This is a genomic window from Streptomyces nanhaiensis, from assembly GCF_046614825.1.
Lineage (GTDB): Bacteria > Actinomycetota > Actinomycetes > Streptomycetales > Streptomycetaceae > Streptomyces > Streptomyces radiopugnans.
The window spans coordinates 1-16,167 of record NZ_JBKJFM010000012.1; the positions used below are offsets into that span (position 1 = coordinate 1).

14 protein-coding genes are annotated in these 16,167 nt (G+C 73.9%); 4 read left to right on the forward strand and 10 right to left on the reverse strand.

The window, feature by feature from the left end:
- A partial coding sequence (locus ACLIYP_RS05760; protein ID WP_412712057.1) for a DUF6493 family protein occupies positions 1-2,786 on the forward strand: 2,786 nt, incomplete at its 5' end.
- A gap of 92 nt (positions 2,787-2,878) precedes the next feature.
- Positions 2,879-3,124, forward strand: coding sequence for a hypothetical protein (locus tag ACLIYP_RS05765; RefSeq protein ID WP_412712058.1), 246 nt, complete (start codon positions 2,879-2,881; stop codon positions 3,122-3,124).
- A gap of 60 nt (positions 3,125-3,184) precedes the next feature.
- Here the strand turns inward: ACLIYP_RS05765 and mshD are convergent, their stop codons facing one another.
- Entirely contained in the window at positions 3,185-4,126 is a 942-nt protein-coding gene (mshD, locus tag ACLIYP_RS05770; RefSeq protein ID WP_412712059.1) for a mycothiol synthase, read from the reverse strand.
- 146 nt (positions 4,127-4,272) lie between these two features.
- Here mshD and ACLIYP_RS05775 point away from each other — a divergent pair, with 146 nt between their 5' ends.
- Positions 4,273-6,090, forward strand: coding sequence for a bifunctional metallophosphatase/5'-nucleotidase (locus ACLIYP_RS05775; protein WP_412712060.1), 1,818 nt, complete (start codon positions 4,273-4,275; stop codon positions 6,088-6,090).
- 141 nt (positions 6,091-6,231) lie between these two features.
- On the opposite strand, the gene ACLIYP_RS05780 is transcribed toward ACLIYP_RS05775, so the two are convergent.
- Entirely contained in the window at positions 6,232-6,825 is a 594-nt protein-coding gene (locus ACLIYP_RS05780; protein WP_412712061.1) for an NADPH-dependent FMN reductase, read from the reverse strand.
- A gap of 92 nt (positions 6,826-6,917) precedes the next feature.
- Here ACLIYP_RS05780 and soxR point away from each other — a divergent pair, with 92 nt between their 5' ends.
- Positions 6,918-7,370, forward strand: coding sequence for a redox-sensitive transcriptional activator SoxR (gene soxR / locus ACLIYP_RS05785; RefSeq protein ID WP_412712062.1), 453 nt, complete (start codon positions 6,918-6,920; stop codon positions 7,368-7,370).
- Positions 7,371-7,559: 189 nt separating this feature from the next.
- Here soxR and ACLIYP_RS05790 read toward each other — a convergent pair whose 3' ends face one another.
- From ACLIYP_RS05790 to ACLIYP_RS05825, 8 genes are all read right to left on the reverse strand, one after another.
- Positions 7,560-8,546 carry a Gfo/Idh/MocA family protein gene (locus ACLIYP_RS05790; protein ID WP_412712063.1) on the reverse strand — a complete coding sequence of 329 codons (987 nt, stop codon included), beginning with the start codon at positions 8,544-8,546 and terminating at the stop codon, positions 7,560-7,562.
- The gene (locus ACLIYP_RS05795; protein WP_412712064.1) at positions 8,543-9,955 is read right to left on the reverse strand and encodes an NDP-hexose 2,3-dehydratase family protein; all 1,413 of its coding nucleotides are present in this window, start codon (positions 9,953-9,955) and stop codon (positions 8,543-8,545) included. Before ACLIYP_RS05795 ends, ACLIYP_RS05790 begins: the two co-directional genes overlap by 4 nt.
- Positions 9,952-11,256, reverse strand: coding sequence for a lipopolysaccharide biosynthesis protein RfbH (gene rfbH, locus ACLIYP_RS05800; RefSeq protein ID WP_412712065.1), 1,305 nt, complete (start codon positions 11,254-11,256; stop codon positions 9,952-9,954). The genes ACLIYP_RS05795 and rfbH overlap by 4 nt, the downstream gene beginning before the upstream one ends.
- The gene (rfbB, locus tag ACLIYP_RS05805; RefSeq protein ID WP_412712066.1) at positions 11,253-12,251 is read right to left on the reverse strand and encodes a dTDP-glucose 4,6-dehydratase; all 999 of its coding nucleotides are present in this window, start codon (positions 12,249-12,251) and stop codon (positions 11,253-11,255) included. The genes rfbH and rfbB overlap by 4 nt, the downstream gene beginning before the upstream one ends.
- Positions 12,248-13,303 (reverse strand): glucose-1-phosphate thymidylyltransferase, encoded by a 1,056-nt coding sequence (locus ACLIYP_RS05810; protein WP_412712067.1) that lies wholly within the window; start codon positions 13,301-13,303, stop codon positions 12,248-12,250. Before ACLIYP_RS05810 ends, rfbB begins: the two co-directional genes overlap by 4 nt.
- 272 nt (positions 13,304-13,575) lie before the next feature.
- Positions 13,576-14,178 carry a dTDP-4-dehydrorhamnose 3,5-epimerase family protein gene (locus ACLIYP_RS05815; protein ID WP_412712068.1) on the reverse strand — a complete coding sequence of 201 codons (603 nt, stop codon included), beginning with the start codon at positions 14,176-14,178 and terminating at the stop codon, positions 13,576-13,578.
- 3 nt (positions 14,179-14,181) lie between these two features.
- Complete coding sequence (locus ACLIYP_RS05820) at positions 14,182-15,333, reverse strand: DegT/DnrJ/EryC1/StrS aminotransferase family protein (RefSeq protein WP_412712069.1); 1,152 nt, start codon at positions 15,331-15,333, stop codon at positions 14,182-14,184.
- 85 nt (positions 15,334-15,418) lie between these two features.
- Complete coding sequence (locus ACLIYP_RS05825; RefSeq protein ID WP_412712070.1) at positions 15,419-16,009, reverse strand: NADPH-dependent FMN reductase; 591 nt, start codon at positions 16,007-16,009, stop codon at positions 15,419-15,421.
- Between the last annotated feature and the right edge of the window lie 158 nt (positions 16,010-16,167).

Genomic DNA, 16,167 nt, shown 5'->3' on the forward strand with positions numbered 1-16,167 from the left:
CCCTGGCCCGGCTGGTGGGCGGACGGACGCGCACGGACCACCTGTCCGACGGGGAGCGCGAGGTACTGGCGGCGGCCGAACGGGAGCTGGACCAGGACGCGTACGCGGTGCTGCTCGCCGTGGCGGGTGGTGAGCCGAAGCGGCTGCCCGAGCTGATCGCCGCCCTGTCCGACGGGCAGCGGCGCTCGTGCGTCCCCCATCTGAAGGCATGGCGCGCCCGGTTGCGCGACGAGTGGGGTCACCAGGCCCGGCCGCGCAGGGGGGCTCTGGTCATCGCGGGCGCGGGCTGCCACACGGGGGCCGCCGCTGCCGCCCAGTGGCTCGCGCACACCGATCTGAGCCTGGTCGAGCCCGCAGACGCCCCCTGTCTCCTGGCGGTCCTCGGCGACCGGCCGGCGAGCTGGCAGGGGGACGTCGCCCACCGTGTCGCCGGGCGCCGCCGGGCGGACAGCGAGTGGGGCCGGGGCCACTACGCCCTGGTCGAGGCGCTGGTCCTGCGTTCGGGATGCGCCGTGCCGACCGGCGGGGCGTTCGTCCAGGAGTGGGTGCGGAACCGGAGTTGGCCCTCCCGGTCCCGGTACCGGCCGGGCGCGCCGCACGACGCGTCCCTGTCGCTTATGGAACGGCTGCGCGCCGATCCTTTCCTGGAGGTGCTCGCCCCGCTCCTGTTCGAGGCGGAGGACATCGGCGCACTGCTGCTGGAGAGCGCCGGATCCTGGCCGCAGACCCTGGCGGCGCTCGCCGCCGAGGGACGGCTGGAGCGGTCCACCCTGCTCGACGGCTGCCTCTCCCGGCTGCTGCGCAGTGGGAGTCCGGGAGACGCACGCGGTTTCCTCGCCCTGTTGAAGGCCCTGGAGCCCACCGATGACGAGTACGCGGCCCGCGCCACCACCCTGCTGCGGCTGCTGCCCGACGCCCACTCCACCGTCGCCGCCCTCGCCCAGGAGCGTCTTGCCGCCCTGGACGCGGACGGACGGCTGGACGACGAGCATTTGGCCCAGGCGTCGCGGGCGGTGCTGTTCCGGACGGAGAAGAAGCTGGTGCGCGCCCAGTTGAGCTGGCTGGACGCCGCAGCCCGCCGCGACCGGGAGCGGGCCGGGGCGGTGGTGCTCGCCGCCGCCGATGCCCTCGGACACGAGGACACCGCCGTCCAGGAGCGGGCACTGAACCTGATCGCCCGCCGCCTGAAGCACGCCGGGGACGCGGTGCGCCCCGAACTTGCCTCGGCCGCAAGCTCGTTGAGCCCCGCTCTGCGTCCCCGCGCCGCCGAGGTGCTGGGTGTGGAGCTGGCGGACGACGGGGCCGCCGGGCCCTGGGAGGACGTCCTCCCGCCCGTCCCCGAGCCGGTGCCGATGGCGCCGCCGCTCGCCACCGCCGCCGAGGTGGCCGAGGAGGTCGGCGCCGTCCTGGCCGCCGCAGGGGCGGCCCGGTTCCGGCCCTCCGCCGCCCCCGGTGTCGACGCGGCCGCCTTCGAGCGGGCCCTGGACGGCCTGGTCCGCCACGCCCACCGGGACCGCAAGGGCCTGAAGGAGGCGCTGGAGCCGGTCATACGCGCCCATCACTGGGACAGGCACGGTATGTGGTGGGGAGATCCGGGCCCGGGCCACCTTCGGTACGTGATCGCGGTGCTGTTCCGCCAGGAACGGGCCACCCTGCCGCCGGAGTCGGAGGCCGAGGCCGGGGAGCAGGCGCGGGAACGGGGCCTCAGCCCGTTCGGTGAGGTCGTCATGGCGCGTCTGAGGGAGGCCGCTTGGCGGTCCAGGCGCGATCCGCTGCCGTTCCTGCTCGCCACCCCCACCACCGCCGACGGGCGGATCGACCCGGCCGGACTGGTCGCCCGGCTGGCCGAGTACGAGAGCGCGGGCGCCGTACCCGGTCCCTGCGATCTGGACCAGGCGCTGCTGCGCGTCGACGTCCATGCCGCCGGTCCGGAGGCCCTGGCCGCCGCCGGACGGCTGGGCACCCCGGCCGGGCGGCGGCTCGCCACCTGGCTGGAGGCGGGCGGCCTGTCGGTGGCGGACCCCGTCCGCGCGGTGGAGGAGCACCGGCCCGACCCTTACCGGATCCCCGTCACCCGGGTCTCGCTCTCCGGCGCCGCGGTGTCGGCGCCGTGCGAACTCAGCCCCGTCTTCCGGCGGTTGCTGGACACGTACACCCCCGACGGCGATCGGGGCCGGGCCGTCTGGAACACCGGGCACCACCTGTGGCCGTCCGTGCTGCCCGTCCACCGCGAGCTGGTCGCCCTGCGTCTGCAGACCACCTTCGCCGCCACCAGCGACGAGGAGCTGCGCGGCGGCGCGGCGCTGCTGCCCGCGCTGGCCGAGGCCGGGGGCGCGGCCGGGCCGGCCGTCCACCTGGGGCTGGCGCACACCCTGGGCGCGCGGCACCCGGAGGACCGTACGGCGGCCGTGGACGCGCTGCTGGTGCTGGCGGCGCGCGGCGATCTGGACGCGGCGCGGCTGGGCCGGGACGTGGCCGGAACGGTGGCGGCCGGGACGGTGAAGCCGAACCGGCTGCTGGAGTCGCTGCGGGAGGCGGTGCGTGCCGGGGCCCCGGCCACGGTGTTCGCTGTGCTGGCCGCCGCGCTGCCGGAGATGCTGGCGATACGTGAGCCGGTGCGGGGACTGCCGGATCTTCTGGCGCTGGCCACCGAGTGCGCCGGGACCTGCGGGGCGCGCGGGCCGGTCGGCGGGGTGGCGGAGGCCGCCGGCCGGGGCGGCAGCGGCCGCCTGGTGAAGGAGGCCCGCCGGCTGCGGGCCGTACTGGAGGCGCCCGTGGCAGGCTGATCCCGTTCCCGGCCGCCGCTGCCGAGGGGGAGCCGGCCGAGGGCGGGCAGGTCGGGAACGGACTGCCACGCCGACGAACGGGGGATTGTGACGTGCTGTTCCTGGCCGAGCTGCTGAGCTGGTTACTGCCCGCCGAGGTGCGCACCCGCCGGGCCCACCTGCTGCACGGGACCGTGGTGATCGCGATGTCCGTGCTCGTACTGGCCTCCCTCGGGCGCCGGTTCGGGCTGCCCGGGGAGGCGATCGTGCAGTGGTCGGCCGTCCTGGCCGGGTGCGTGGCGGCGGGGTACGCCGCGGCCTGGCCCGTGCTGCGCCGCAGGCGGACGACGGACCGCTGACGCGTCCGCCGACCCGCCGGCCGCCGACCTCCGAGCGGAGGCCGGCGGCCGGCGGCCGGTTCAGCCCTCCGTGCGGTACATAAGGTCCACCTCGTGGGTCTCGAAGCCCAGGCCCTCGTAGACCTTCACGGCCGCGGTGTTGTCGGCGTCCACGTACAGCATCGCGGTCGGCAGGCCGCGGTCGCGGGCGAGGTAGCGCAGGCCCACCAGCGTCAGAGCCTTGCCCAGGCCCCCGCCCTGGGCGTCCGGGGTGACGCCGACGACGTACACCTCTCCGAGCTGCTCGGCGCTGTGGACCTTCGTCCAGTGGAAGCCGAGCAGTTCCCCACCGCCGCCCGCGCCCTCGTCCCCGCCGCCCCCGTCACGCCCGCCGTCGCGCACGGCGAGGAAGAAGCCGTTGGGGTCGAACCACGGCTCGGCCTTGCGGTCGTCCAGGTCGCGCTGGGTCATGCCGCCCTGCTCGGGGTGGTGGGCGAAGGCGGCGGCGTTGGCGGCCAGCCAGGCGGCGTCGTCCCGGCCGGGGACGAAGGTCCGCAGCCGCACGCCCGGCGGGAGCGACGGCTCGGGCAGGTCCAGGCCCGTCAGCGGGCGCCGCATCTGCCGCAGTTCGCGGAAGAGGGTGAGGCCGAGCAGCCGGGCCAGGTGCCGTGCGGCCGGGTGGCCGCCGTGCGCCCACACCCGCAGCCGCCGGTCCGACGCCTCCAGCAGCGCGCGGCCCAGGGCCAGTCCGTGGCCCCGGTTGCGGTGGTCGGGGTGGACGACGAACTCACCGGTCGGAGCCTCGACCGGATCGGTGTCCTCGAGCTGCCCGTAACCGGCCAGCTCCCCCTGTTCCCAGAGCAGCAGATGCCGTACGCCCTCGCGGCGCCCGCCGCGCAACTGGAGGCGGCCCTGCTCGGAGACGGCCGGCTGGCCGTCCACCCGGGCGGCCTCGTCGATCAGCGCCTGGGCCTGCCGCACGGCCTCGGGCGTCAGCTCGTCCACAACCACCACGTCGCTCATGGGGAGAAGCCTACGCAGCATCGAAACCTGGCGGTTACCAACGCAACAATGACACGCTACGCGCGTTGACCTAGGCTGCCTCCGCCACCACCGGCCACTTTCGGGTCAACTCACGGCCTCGACAAGGGAACAGAAGGGGACAGAACATGTCCACTCCGCCCAAGCGGTCTCCCCTCTCCCGCAGACTCACCGCAGCCGCGGCCGGTCTGCTGACCGTCGGCGCCCTCGGCGCCGCCATGCCCGCCGCCGCGCAGGACGCCCCGTCCGGGACCCCCGGCGCGCACGGCGACCGCGGCGAGCACAACGGCCGCACCGTCGACCTCCAGGTGCTCGCCATCAACGACTTCCACGGCAACCTGGAGCCCCCGACGGGTTCCTCCGGCCGTGTGACCCACCAGCACCCCGACGGCACCACCGAGCAGATCGACGCGGGCGGCGCCGAGTACCTCGCCACCTCCCTGCGCGAGGCCCGCGAGGGCAACCCGTACTCGGTGACCGTCGCCCCCGGCGACATCGTCGGCGCCAGCCCGCTGCTGTCGGGCCTCTTCCACGACGAGCCCACCATCGAGGCGATGAACGCGCTCGGCATGGACGTCGTGGGCGTCGGCAACCACGAGTTCGACGAGGGCGCCGCCGAGCTCAGGCGCCTCCAGAAGGGCGGCTGCCACCCCGAGGACGGCTGCTACGACGAGGGCCGCACCTTCGAGGGCGCCGACTTCCCGATCCTCGCGGCCAACGTCGTCGACGAGAAGACCGGCAGGCCGCTGCTGGCCCCGTACACCGTCAAGAAGATGAAGGGCGTCAAGGTCGGCTTCATCGGCGTCACGCTGGAGGGCACGCCGGACATCGTCTCGGCCGAGGGCGTGAAGGGGCTGAAGTTCCTCGACGAGGCCGAGACCATCGACAAGTACACCGAGGAGCTGCGCCGCAAGGGCGTCAACGCCGTCATCGCGCTGGTCCACGAGGGCGGCACCCCGGCCTCCAGCGCCTACAACGCCGACTGCGGCGAGGACGGCGGCAGGCTGTCCGGCCCGATCGTCGACATCGCCAAGCGGACGAACGCGGGCGTGGACGCGCTGATCACCGGCCACACCCACCAGCCGTACGTCTGCTCCATCCCCGACCCGCGCGGCGAGGACCGCCTGGTCACCTCCGCAGCCTCCTTCGGCCGGCTGTTCACCGAGCTGAACATGGAGTACGACCGCCGCACCCGCGACATCGTGCGCGCCTCGGTCCAGGGCGCCAACCGCGTCGTCCACCGCAACCAGGAGAAGGCCGCCGACCTCACCTCCCTGATCGACTACTGGAAGGGGCTGGCCGCGCCCGTCGCGGGCCGCCCCATCGGCTGGATCTCCGAGGACATCACCGCCGACCGCACCAGGCCCGAGTCCCCGCTGGGCGACCTGATCGCCGACGCCCAGCTCGCCCACGCCCGCGGGCTGGACCCCGAGGCCGACCTGGCCCTGATGAACCCCGGCGGCATCCGCGCCGACCTGGTGTACGCGGCCTCCGGCGCCGAGGGCGACGGTGTGGTGACGTACGCCGAGGGCTTCACCGTCCAGCCCTTCTCCAACACCGTCAACCTGACCACCCTCACCGGCGAGCAGCTCCTGAAGGTGCTGCGCGAGCAGGTCAGCGGCGCCAACGAGGCCTCCCCGAAGATCCTCCAGGTCTCCTCCGGCCTGACCTACACCCTCGACCTCACCCGTTCCGGCGCGGACCGGGTCGTCGCGGACTCGGTGCGGCTGAACGGCGAACCGATCGACCCGTCGGCCTCCTACCGCGTCGCGGTCAACTCCTTCCTGGCCGGTGGCGGCGACGGCTTCCCGACGCTGGCGCAGGGCACCGACCCGCTGGTCGGCAGTGACGACCTGGCGGCCCTCCAGGACTACCTGACCGCCAACTCCTCCGCCGCCGACCCGATCGGCGCACCGGCGGCGGACCGGATCACGGTCATCCGGTGACCCCCCACGGCGGATGACCCTCCCTCCGCGGGCCGCCTTCCCCCGGCCCGCGGAACTCCCCCCACAACGCCGCCGACCGGCCCCGCGCCGGTCGGCGGCGTTCTTTCCGCCAAGAGCGCCGGGAGGACTCCGCCCGTGGATTCAGCCCCCGTACGGGCGCCGCCTGCGGCCCTCGCGCAGCACGCCGGCCCACCAGTCGAGCTGGTCGAGCATCCCCTTGGCCGCCGAGGCGGCGGCCTCCGGGTCCTTCGGCTGCCCGTCCGCGCCGAAGACGTCCCAGGCGTTGTGGAAGCTCAGGGAGTCGCGGACGGTCATCGCGTGCAGTTCGGGGAAGACCTGGCGCAGGTGCTCCGCCGACCGCAGGCCGCCGCCCATGCCCCCGTAGGAGACCAGGCCGACCGGCTTGGCGAACCACTCCTCCCGGAACCAGTCGATCACGTTCTTCAGGGAGGCGGGGAAGCTGTGGTTGTACTCGGGGGTCACCACGACGAAGGCGTCGGCCGCGCCCAGCCTGCGCGACAGCTCCTCCTTGCTGCGGATCGTCTCCGCGGACGGCTCGCCGTCCCAGCTCGGCATCACCACGGGCAGCGGCCACTGCGCCAGGTCGATCACGTCCACCTCGAAGCGGCCGAACTCCTCGGCCTGACCGGCGAACCAGTTCGCCACGGTCGGCCCGAAGCGTCCCTCGCGGACGCTTCCGATGATCACGGCGAGGCGCGGCAGGGTCTCACTCATCGTCGTCTCCTCGGTTCCTCTGGCAGGGCGGATTCCCTCCGGCAGACAGAGTGCAACTTGAACAAAGGTTCAAGTCCAGTAGTCTGGGACACATGCCGCCCGTTTCCTGGAAGGCCCAAGAGCTCACCATCGGCCAGCTGGCCGAACGCAGCGGTGTCAGCACCTCGGCCCTGCGCTTCTACGAGCGCAACGGGCTCATCCACAGCCGCCGGACCAGCGGGAACCAGCGCCGCTACGGCCGCGACACCCTCCGCCGGGTCGCGTTCGTCCGCGCCTCGCAGCGTGTGGGCATCTCCCTGGAGAGGATCCGCACGGTGCTGGGGCTGCTGCCGGACAGCCGCACGCCCACCCGGGAGGACTGGGCGCGCGTGTCCGAGTGCTGGCGCGCGGACCTCGACACCCGCATCAGGCAGCTGGAGGAGCTGCGCGACGACCTGACCGACTGCATCGGCTGCGGCTGCCTCTCCCTCGACCGCTGCGCCCTGACCAACCCGCACGACGCGTACGGCGCCGCGCACAGCGGCAGCCGTCTCACCGGAGGCTGAGGCGGGCCGGCGCGGGCCGCCGGACGGTCTCCGGGGCGCGCGGGGCCGGTCCCCGGCCGGCACCGGACCGGAACGGAGCGGAGCCGCGGGCGCGGAGGCTCGGGAACGCACGGAAGCGCGGACGCCCCGGGGGGAGACGACGGGGCGTCCGCGCGGTCGCGGGCGGGCGCTCGTACGGCCGGCCCGGCTTCAGTCCCGCGCGGGCCGGCCCGTCCGCGCGATCTCCTCCAGCAGCTCGGCCTGGCGCAGGCACGCCCGGGCGTCCGGGACCGCGCCGGCCCGCGCCGCCGCCGCGAAGGCGTCGACCGCGGCCGCGACCTGGTCGAAGGGGTCGAGCCGGATCTCCTCCACCCCCGCGGCGCCCTCGACCCGGATCACCGGGGCGTGGTCGGCGGGCGGGGTGAAGGCCCGGTCGACGACGATCCGGCCGCGGGTCCCGGTGAGCTCGCAGACGGACCGGTAACCGTGGTCGAGACCGAAGGCGAGCTGGGCGGTGACTCCGCCGGGGGTGCGCAGCAGCGCGGCGCCGGAGACGTCCACGCCGTGCCGGGGGTCGTCGGTGAGGACGGCGCCGGCGACGACGGCCTCGGAACCGAGGAAGTACAGGGCGGCCCGGACCGGGTAGACACCGGTGTCCCACAGCGCGCCGCCGCCCAGTTCCCGGCGGAGCCGGATGTCGCCCTCGGGGCGCCGGGGTACGGCGAACTCGGCCCGCAGGGAGCGGAGTTCGCCGAGCACCCCCTCGGCCAGCAGCTTGCGGACCACCGCGTGCTGCGGATGGTGGACGAACATGGTGTTCTCCACCAGCGCCAGCCCGCGCTCACGGGCCAGTTCCAGCAGCTCCCGCGTCCGGTGCCGGTCGGTGGTCAGCGGCTTCTCCGCCAGGACGTGCTTGCCCGCCCGCAGCGCGGCCTCGACCCACTCGGCGTGCAGCGCCGCGGGCAGCGGGACGTACACGGCCTCGACCGCATCGTCCTCCAGCACGGCCTCGTAGCCGTGGACCGCGCGGCAGCCGTAGGGACGCGCGGTCTCCTCGGCCCGCCGCCGGTCCCGGCCGGCCACGGCGACCAGTCCGGTCCGGGGGGACGCTGCCAGGGCGGGGAGCATCCGGCGGCGGGCGATGTCCGCGCAGCCGAGCACCGCGACCCGCACCGGTGCCGCCGCGGTGGCCTTCACAGCTCCACCGTCCCGGTCGTCAGGCAGGCCAGCAGGGTGCGGGCCTGCACGTTCACGTAGTGCCCGTGCCGTACGAGGGAGGTGAGCTGGCCGGGGGTCACCCAGCGGTAGCCGGGCGGCGGGTCGGCGGGCGCCTGCGACTCGTCGGCCTCCACGAACAGGTAGCGGGACTCGGCGTTGAGGAAGCGGCCGCCCTCCTCGGAGTGGACCGCCTCGTAGCGGACGCGCTCCGGCGGGGCGTCCAGGACCAGGTCCAGGAAGGGCGGCCGGTACGCACCGCGCAGGCCGGCGTAGTTGGCGGGGGTGTACTGGACGGTGGGCCCCAGCTCGACGGTGTCCAGGAAGCCGCCCTCGACCCGGGCGTGGGCCAGCAGGTGCGGCACACCGCCGAACCGCCGGGTCAGGAAGGCGGTGACACCGCGCCCGACCGGCTCGAACAGCGGCTGGGTCCAGCCCCGCACCTCCCGGTTGCCGGCCTCGACGGAGACGGCCACCACCTTGAAGTACCGGCCGTCCACGTGCTCGATGGACGACTCCCCCCGCCACCAGCCCTCCACCCGGCCGAGCGGGACGCGCTCGACGCGCACCTCGTGGCGGGAGCGCTCCCCGGTGAACCAGGACAGCAGCTCGGTGTCGGAGTGCAGGGCGCCGCTCCCCGGGTGGGCCACCGGCGCGCACGCCAGGACGGTCCGGGCGTCCATGTTGACGACGTTGTCCCGGCGCAGCAGTTCACCGATCTGGCCGAGGGTCAGCCAGCAGAAGTCCGGGTCCCGGGGAACGTCGCCGGCGGTCTCCACGAGCATGTTCCGGTTGGACTTGCGCAGGAACCACGAGCCGTGCTCCGACTGGAGCACGTCGGCCAGCACCCGGCCCCCGCCCGGCCGGGTGAAGTGCTCGACGTACTTCACCTTCGAACCCCGGTGCACCCTGGTGTAGTTGGACCGGGTCGCCTGCACCGTCGGGGAGAGCTGGAGGAGGTTGCGGTTGCCCGGCTCCATCTTGGCCTGCATCAGGAAGTGCAGGACTCCGTCGAACTCCTTGGCCAGGATGCCCAGGATGCCCACCTCGGGCTGTCTGATGACCGGCTGCTCCCACCGGCGGAACGGGCCCTCGTCCACCTGGGCGCGCATTCCCTCGACCCTGAAGAACCGGCCGCTGCGGTGCGCCAGGTCCCCGGTGCCCGGGGCGAAGGACCAGCCGTCCAGCTCGGCGAACGGTATCCGCCCCACCGCGAAGCGGTGGCTGCGCCCGCGCTCCTCCAGCCAGGCGGCGAAGTCCTCCGTGCGCATGCCCGCGCCCTCCGCGCGTTCCGCGGCGGAGCGGGCGAGCCGCGCCGCCAGGCGGTCGTCCCGGCGGGGGCGCAGCGCGGGGCCCGCGACCGCGGTGTTCTCGGCGATCCCGATGGTCATCCGTTCCTCCGGACGAACTCCCGCACCGATGCGACGACGTAGTCGATCATCTCGTCGGTCAGCCCCGGGTAGACGCCCACCCAGAAGGTCTGCTCGGTGATGACGTCACTGTTGGTCAGCTCCCCCGCGATCCGGTGCGGCCGGTCGACGTAGGCGGGCTGCCGGGTGAGGTTGCCGGCGAACAGCCGCCGGGTGCCGATCTTCCGGCCCTCCAGGAAGTCCGTCAGCGCCGCCCGGCTGAACGGCGCGCCCGGATCGACCGTGATGACGAACCCGAACCAGCTCGGGTCGCTGCGCGGGGTGGCCTCGGGCAGCAGCAGGTGCGGCAGCCCGTCCAGCCCTTCCCGCAGCCGGCGCCAGTTCCGGCGCCGGGCGGCGCAGAAGCCGTCGAGCTTGTCGAGCTGGGTCAGCCCCAGGGCGGCCTGGAGGTCGGTGGCCTTCAGGTTGTAGCCGACGTGGGAGAAGATGTACTTGTGGTCGTAGCCGTGGGGCAGCTTCCCCATCTGGTAGTCGAACCGCTTCAGGCAGGTGTTGTTCTTCCCCGGCTCGCACCAGCAGTCCCGGCCCCAGTCCCGCAGTGACTCCACGACGCGGGCCAGCTTCAGGTCAGAGGTCAGGACGCAGCCGCCCTCCCCCATCGTCAGGTGGTGCGCCGGGTAGAAGCTCACGGTCGTCAGGTGGCCGAAGGTGCCGGTGAGCCGGCCGTCGTAGGTGGAGCCCACCGCGTCGCAGTTGTCCTCGACCAGGAACAGGCCGTGCTCCTCGGCCAGTCGCGCGATCTCCGCCACCTCGAAGGGGTTGCCGAGGGCGTGCGCGATCATGACGGCGCGGGTGCGCGGGCCGATGGCGGCGGCCACCCGCTCGGCGGTGGTGTTGTAGGTGCCCAGCTCCACGTCGACGAAGACCGGCACCAGGCCGTTCTGCACGATCGGGTTCACCGTGGTGGGGAACCCCGCCGCCACCGTGATCACCTCGTCGCCCGGCCGCAGCCGCCGGTCGCCCAGGACGTGCGAGGTCAGCGCGGTGAGGGCCAGCAGGTTGGCCGACGAGCCGGAGTTGGTCAGATGGGCCTTGCGCCGTCCCAGCAGCCGGGCGAAACGGGACTCGAACCTGCGTGACCGGTCCCCGGCGGCGATGCGCAGGTCGAGCGCGGCCTCCACCAGCGCCACCCGGTCGTCCGCGTCCAGGACCGCGCCCGAGGGCCAGATCTCGGTCACGCCGGGGACGAAGCCGCCGTCGTCCTGGAGGTCCAGGTGGTACTTGCGGGTCTCGTCCAGTACCAGCGCCCTGTGGTCGCTCATCTTCCGCTTCCCTTCTCGTCGTCGGCGCGGCCGTGCTTGACGGGCTTCCACCAGCCGGGGTTGTCGCGGTACCAGGCGACGGTCTCGGCCAGGCCCCGGTCGAACGGGATCCGCGGCGAGTAGCCGAGCTCGTCGCGGATCTTGGTGTCGTCCAGCGAGTAGCGCAGGTCGTGGGCCTTGCGGTCGGGCACGTGGCGGACCATCGACCAGTCGGCACCGCACAGCTCCAGCAGGCGCCCGGTGATCTCCCGGTTGGTCCGCTCGTCGCCCCCGCCGACGTTGTAGACCTCGCCCGCCTGCCCGCGGGTCAGCACCAGCTGGACCGCCCGGCAGTGGTCGTCCACGTGCAGCCACTCCCGGACGTTGAGCCCGTCCCCGTACAGCGGGACCGGCTCGCCCTCCAGCAGGTTGGTGACGAACAGCGGGATCAGCTTCTCCGGGTGCTGGCGGGGCCCGTAGTTGTTGGAGCACCGGGTGATCGACAGGTCCAGCCCGTGGGTGCGCCAGTACGCGCGGGCCACCAGGTCCGAGCCCGCCTTGGACGCCGCGTACGGGGAGTTGGGCGCCAGCGGCCACTCCTCGGTCCACGAGCCCTTCTCGATCGACCCGTACACCTCGTCGGTGGAGACGTGCACCACCCGCTCCACACCGGTGCGCAGACAGGCCTCCAGCAGGGTCTGGGTGCCCATGACGTTCGTCCGGACGAACTCCGCGGCGGACTCCAGCGACCGGTCCACGTGCGACTCCGCGGCGAAGTGCACCGCCGCGTCGTGGCCGGGCAGCAGGTCCAGCAGCAGCGGCAGGTCGCAGACGTCGCCCCGGACGAACTCCAGCCGGGGGTGGGAGGCCGGCAGGTTCTCCCGGTTGCCCGCGTAGCCGAGGCTGTCCAGGACGGTCACCCCGACCCGCTCGTACCCCGGGTAGCCGCCCTCCAGCATGGTGCGGACGTAGTGCGAGCCGATGAAGCCGGCGCCACCGGTGACCAGGAACCTCATGCCGCCACCTCGATCCGGGTGTGGTCGCCGACCACCAGCCGGTGCCGGGCCGAGGCGCCCACGGTGGCGTTGCGGCCGATCAGCGAGCCGTACAGGCCGGGCACGTCGGAGATCGACGCCCCGTCCAGCACGATGGACTCGGCGATCCGGGTGTCCCGCAGCACGCAGCCGCGGCCGACGGAGGTGCCGGGGCCCACGTGGCTGTCCTCGACGACCGAGCCCCTGCCGATGATCGCCGGCCCCTCGATGCGGGACCGCACGACACGGGCCCCCTCCTCGACGACGACCCGGCCGTCGACCTCGCTGCGGCCGTCGACCTCGCCGGCGAGGCCGGGGCGGAGCTCCTCCAGCAGCCGGCGGTTGCACTCCAGGACGTCCTCGGCCCGGCCGGTGTCCTTCCAGTAGCCGCCGTACTCGCTGGCCCTGACCTCCGCCCCCCGGGTCACCAGCCACTGGAGGGCGTCGGTGATCTCCAGTTCGCCGCGCGCACTGGGCTCGATGGAGTCGACCGCCCGGTGGACGGCCGCGGTGAAGAAGTACACGCCGACCAGGGCCAGATCGCTGCGCGGCTCCCGCGGTTTCTCCACGAGCCGCGTCACACGGCCCTCGGCGTCCATCTCCACGACGCCGAAGGCGCGCGGGTCGGGCACCTTGTGCACCACCACCTGGGCGTCCGGGCGGTGCTCGGCGAACTCCTCGGCGATCGGGACGACCCCGTCGGGCAGCATGTTGTCGCCCAGGTACATCACGAAGTCGTCGTCGCCGAGGAACGGGCGGGCCAGCCGCACGCAGTGCGCCAGGCCCAGCGGCTCCTCCTGCGCGATGTAGGTGACGCGCAGCCCCAGCCGGGAGCCGTCGCCGATCACCTCGGTGATCTGCTGGGCCCAGCCGCCGACGATCACACCGACCTCGGTGACGCCCAGGTCGCGGATGTTCTCCAGGACGTGTTCCAGGACGGGCTTGTTGGCGATCGGGATGAGTTGTTTGGGCATGGAGTAGCTGAACGGGCGCAGGCGGGTGCCCGAACCGCCGGACAGCACCAGAGCCTTCATGACGGTCTTCTCCTCACAGCGGTACGGAGTGGGAGCGCCGGGTCGTGCCGGGGGCCCGGTGGGGCCGTGGGGCCGTGGGGCCGGCGGACCCGGATTCCCGGCGTCTCGTCGCCGGACACGGGCCGCCGCACGTCGTGCGGCGCGGCGGCCGTCGAACGGAGCTGACTCGGAGCACGTCGGTGACCCGGTGGCCGCCCGGCGAAGGGCGGCGCGGTGCCCGGCCGTTCCGGAAGGGCCGTTCGGAGGGGCTTGTTCCGGAGGGGCGGGGCGGGTCAGCGGGCCGCGGCGGGCCGGCGCGCGTGCGGGGACCCCCGCCAGGTGGCGAGCAGGCCCGCCGCCATGGCCTCGGCCAGGGTCGGGGCCCGGGCGTCCTTCTCGGACATCAGCGGGTGCTCGGTGAAGCCCCAGGGTATGGCGAGGTCGGGGTCGAGCGGGTTGACGTCCACCTGGGTGCCCGGCACGTGCTCGGAGGAGAGCACGTAGCAGATGCAGGTGTCGTCGGTCAGGGCCAGGAAGCCGTGGCCCACTCCCTCGGGCACGTACACCGCGCGGCCCGATTCGGCGTCCAGCTCGTTGACCACGTGCTCTCCGAAGGCGGGCGAACCCACGCGCAGGTCGACGGCGACGTCCCGCAGGGCTCCCCGGACACAGGTGACGTACTTGGCCTGGCCCGGCGGGACGGTCACGCCGTGGACGCCGCGGAGCGTGTTGCGCCTGGACACCGAGTAGTTGATCTGCCGGGGCACGAACGGGTGCCCCAGCGCCTTCTCGAACTCCCCGGCGCGCATCGCCTCGTAGAAGTCGCCGCGCCGGTCGCGGAGCCGGTCGGGGGTGACGGTGTACACACCGGGCAAGGCCGTCTCGGTGATCCTCACCGCTCACCTCCTGCCACCGGAGGAGCGGCTCTCCACGGCCTTGCGCAGCTCGTCGGCCACGGTCCGCACCTCGGTGTCGTCGAGCCCCTGGTGCAGGGGCAGCAGCAAGGTGGCCTCCGACGCCTCGTCGGTGCCGGGCAGTTCGCCGTGGCCGGCCCCGTAGGCGGGGACCCTGTGCAGCGGCGGATAGCGGAAGGTCGTGTAGACGCCGCGCTCCAGCAGGTCGGCCGCGACCCCGTCGCGGACGGCCGGGTCGAGCTGCACCCAGTAGAAGTAGTACGAGCCGGTGTGGCCCGCCGGGAGCGGCGGCGGCAGCCGCACGCCCTCGGCGTCGGCGAGCAGCCGGTCGTAGGCCCCGGCGATCTCGCGGCGCCGGGCGACGAAACCGGGCAGGCGCCGCAGCTGGACGCTGCCGATGGCCGCGGTGACGTCGTTGCCGATGACCCGGCGGCCGAACTCCCGCACGTCCAGCTCCCACCAGCGGTGGGAGACCCGGGCGGCGGAGAATCCGCTGGCCTGCTCCAGCCCGTGGTAGGCCATGCGGCGGGCCCTGCGGGCGAGTTCGGGGTCGCGGACGTAGAGGGCCCCGCCGTCTCCGGTGACCAGCACCTTCATCGCGTCGAAGCTCCACACCCCGATGTCCCCGAAGGTCCCGCAGGCGGTGCCGTGCGCGGTGGACGCCACGGCGCAGGCGGCGTCCTCGACCAGGGCGATCCCGCGGCGGCGGCACAGTGCGGCGATGGCGGCGATGTCGCCCGGGTGACCGCCGTAGTGGAGCACCAGCACCGCCTTCGTGCGCGGCGTCAGCGCGCTCTCGACGTGGGCGGCCGTCGGGTTGAGGGTGCGGGGGTCGACATCGCAGAACACCGGCCGGGCCCCGGTGGCCGCGACGGCGTTGGCCGCGGCCACGAAGCTCACCGAGGGCATGACCACGTCGTCGCCGGGGCCGAGCCCCAGCAGCTCGGTGGCCAGGAACAGCCCGGCGGTACAGGAGTTGATGAACACGACCTGCTCCGGCCGGGCCCCGACGTGCTCGGCGAAGCCGGCCTCGAAGGCCTTGGTGCGCGGCCCGTGGCCCAGCCAGCCGGAGGCGAAGACCTCCGCGACGGCCGCGGCCTCCTCGTCGCCCAGACTGGGCTGGAAAACGTTGATCATCCTGACCTCTCACGAAGAAATCCGCCGGGAAACACAGCCGGGCGGCACGGGGGCGAACCCCGTACCGCCCGGTCTCGGCCCGGCGTCAGCGCCGGTACGGAACCTTCTCGCGGGCCTCGCGGAGGGCGTTGGCCCACCACACGAGCTGGTCGAGCAGCGCCTTGGCGGCGCCCTCGCTGCCCTCCGGGGCCGTCGTCCCGTCCTCTCCGAAGGCGTCCCAGGCGTTGTGGAAGCTGAGCATCTCCCTGACGGTCATGGCGTGCACCTCGGCGAACACCTGGCGCAGGTGCTCGGCGGCCCGCAGGCCGCCGCCCATGCCCCCGTAGGAGACGAGGCCGACCGGTTTGGCCGTCCACTCCTCCATGAACCAGTCGATGGCGTTGGTCAGGGCGGGCGAGGTGGTGTGGTTGTACTCGGGGGTGACCACGACGAAGGCGTCGGCGGCGGCGAGCCTGGCCGACAGCCGCTCGCGCACCTGACGGGTCTCCGGGTCGGGCTCCTCGCCGAAGGGCGGCATCCGCAGGGGCAGCGGGTGGTCGAGCAGGTCGATGACGTCGACGCTCACGTCCCCGTGCCGCTCCGCCTGGCCGGCGAACCAGCGCGCCACCGTGGGGCCGAAACGTCCACCTCGCACGCTGCCGATGATCACGGCGAGCTTGACGGGGTTCTCCGGCACGGCTGTTCCTCCTGTGGGTTGTGGGGCTGCGAGGCTGTGGGTTGTGGGGCTGTGGGGTGTGGGGCTGTGGGGTGTCGGGTTCCGGCGTGCCCGCTCCGGACACGGCGGCCCGCCGGCCCGCCGGTGCGGCGGTGCGCCGTGTCCGGAGCGGCGGGCCC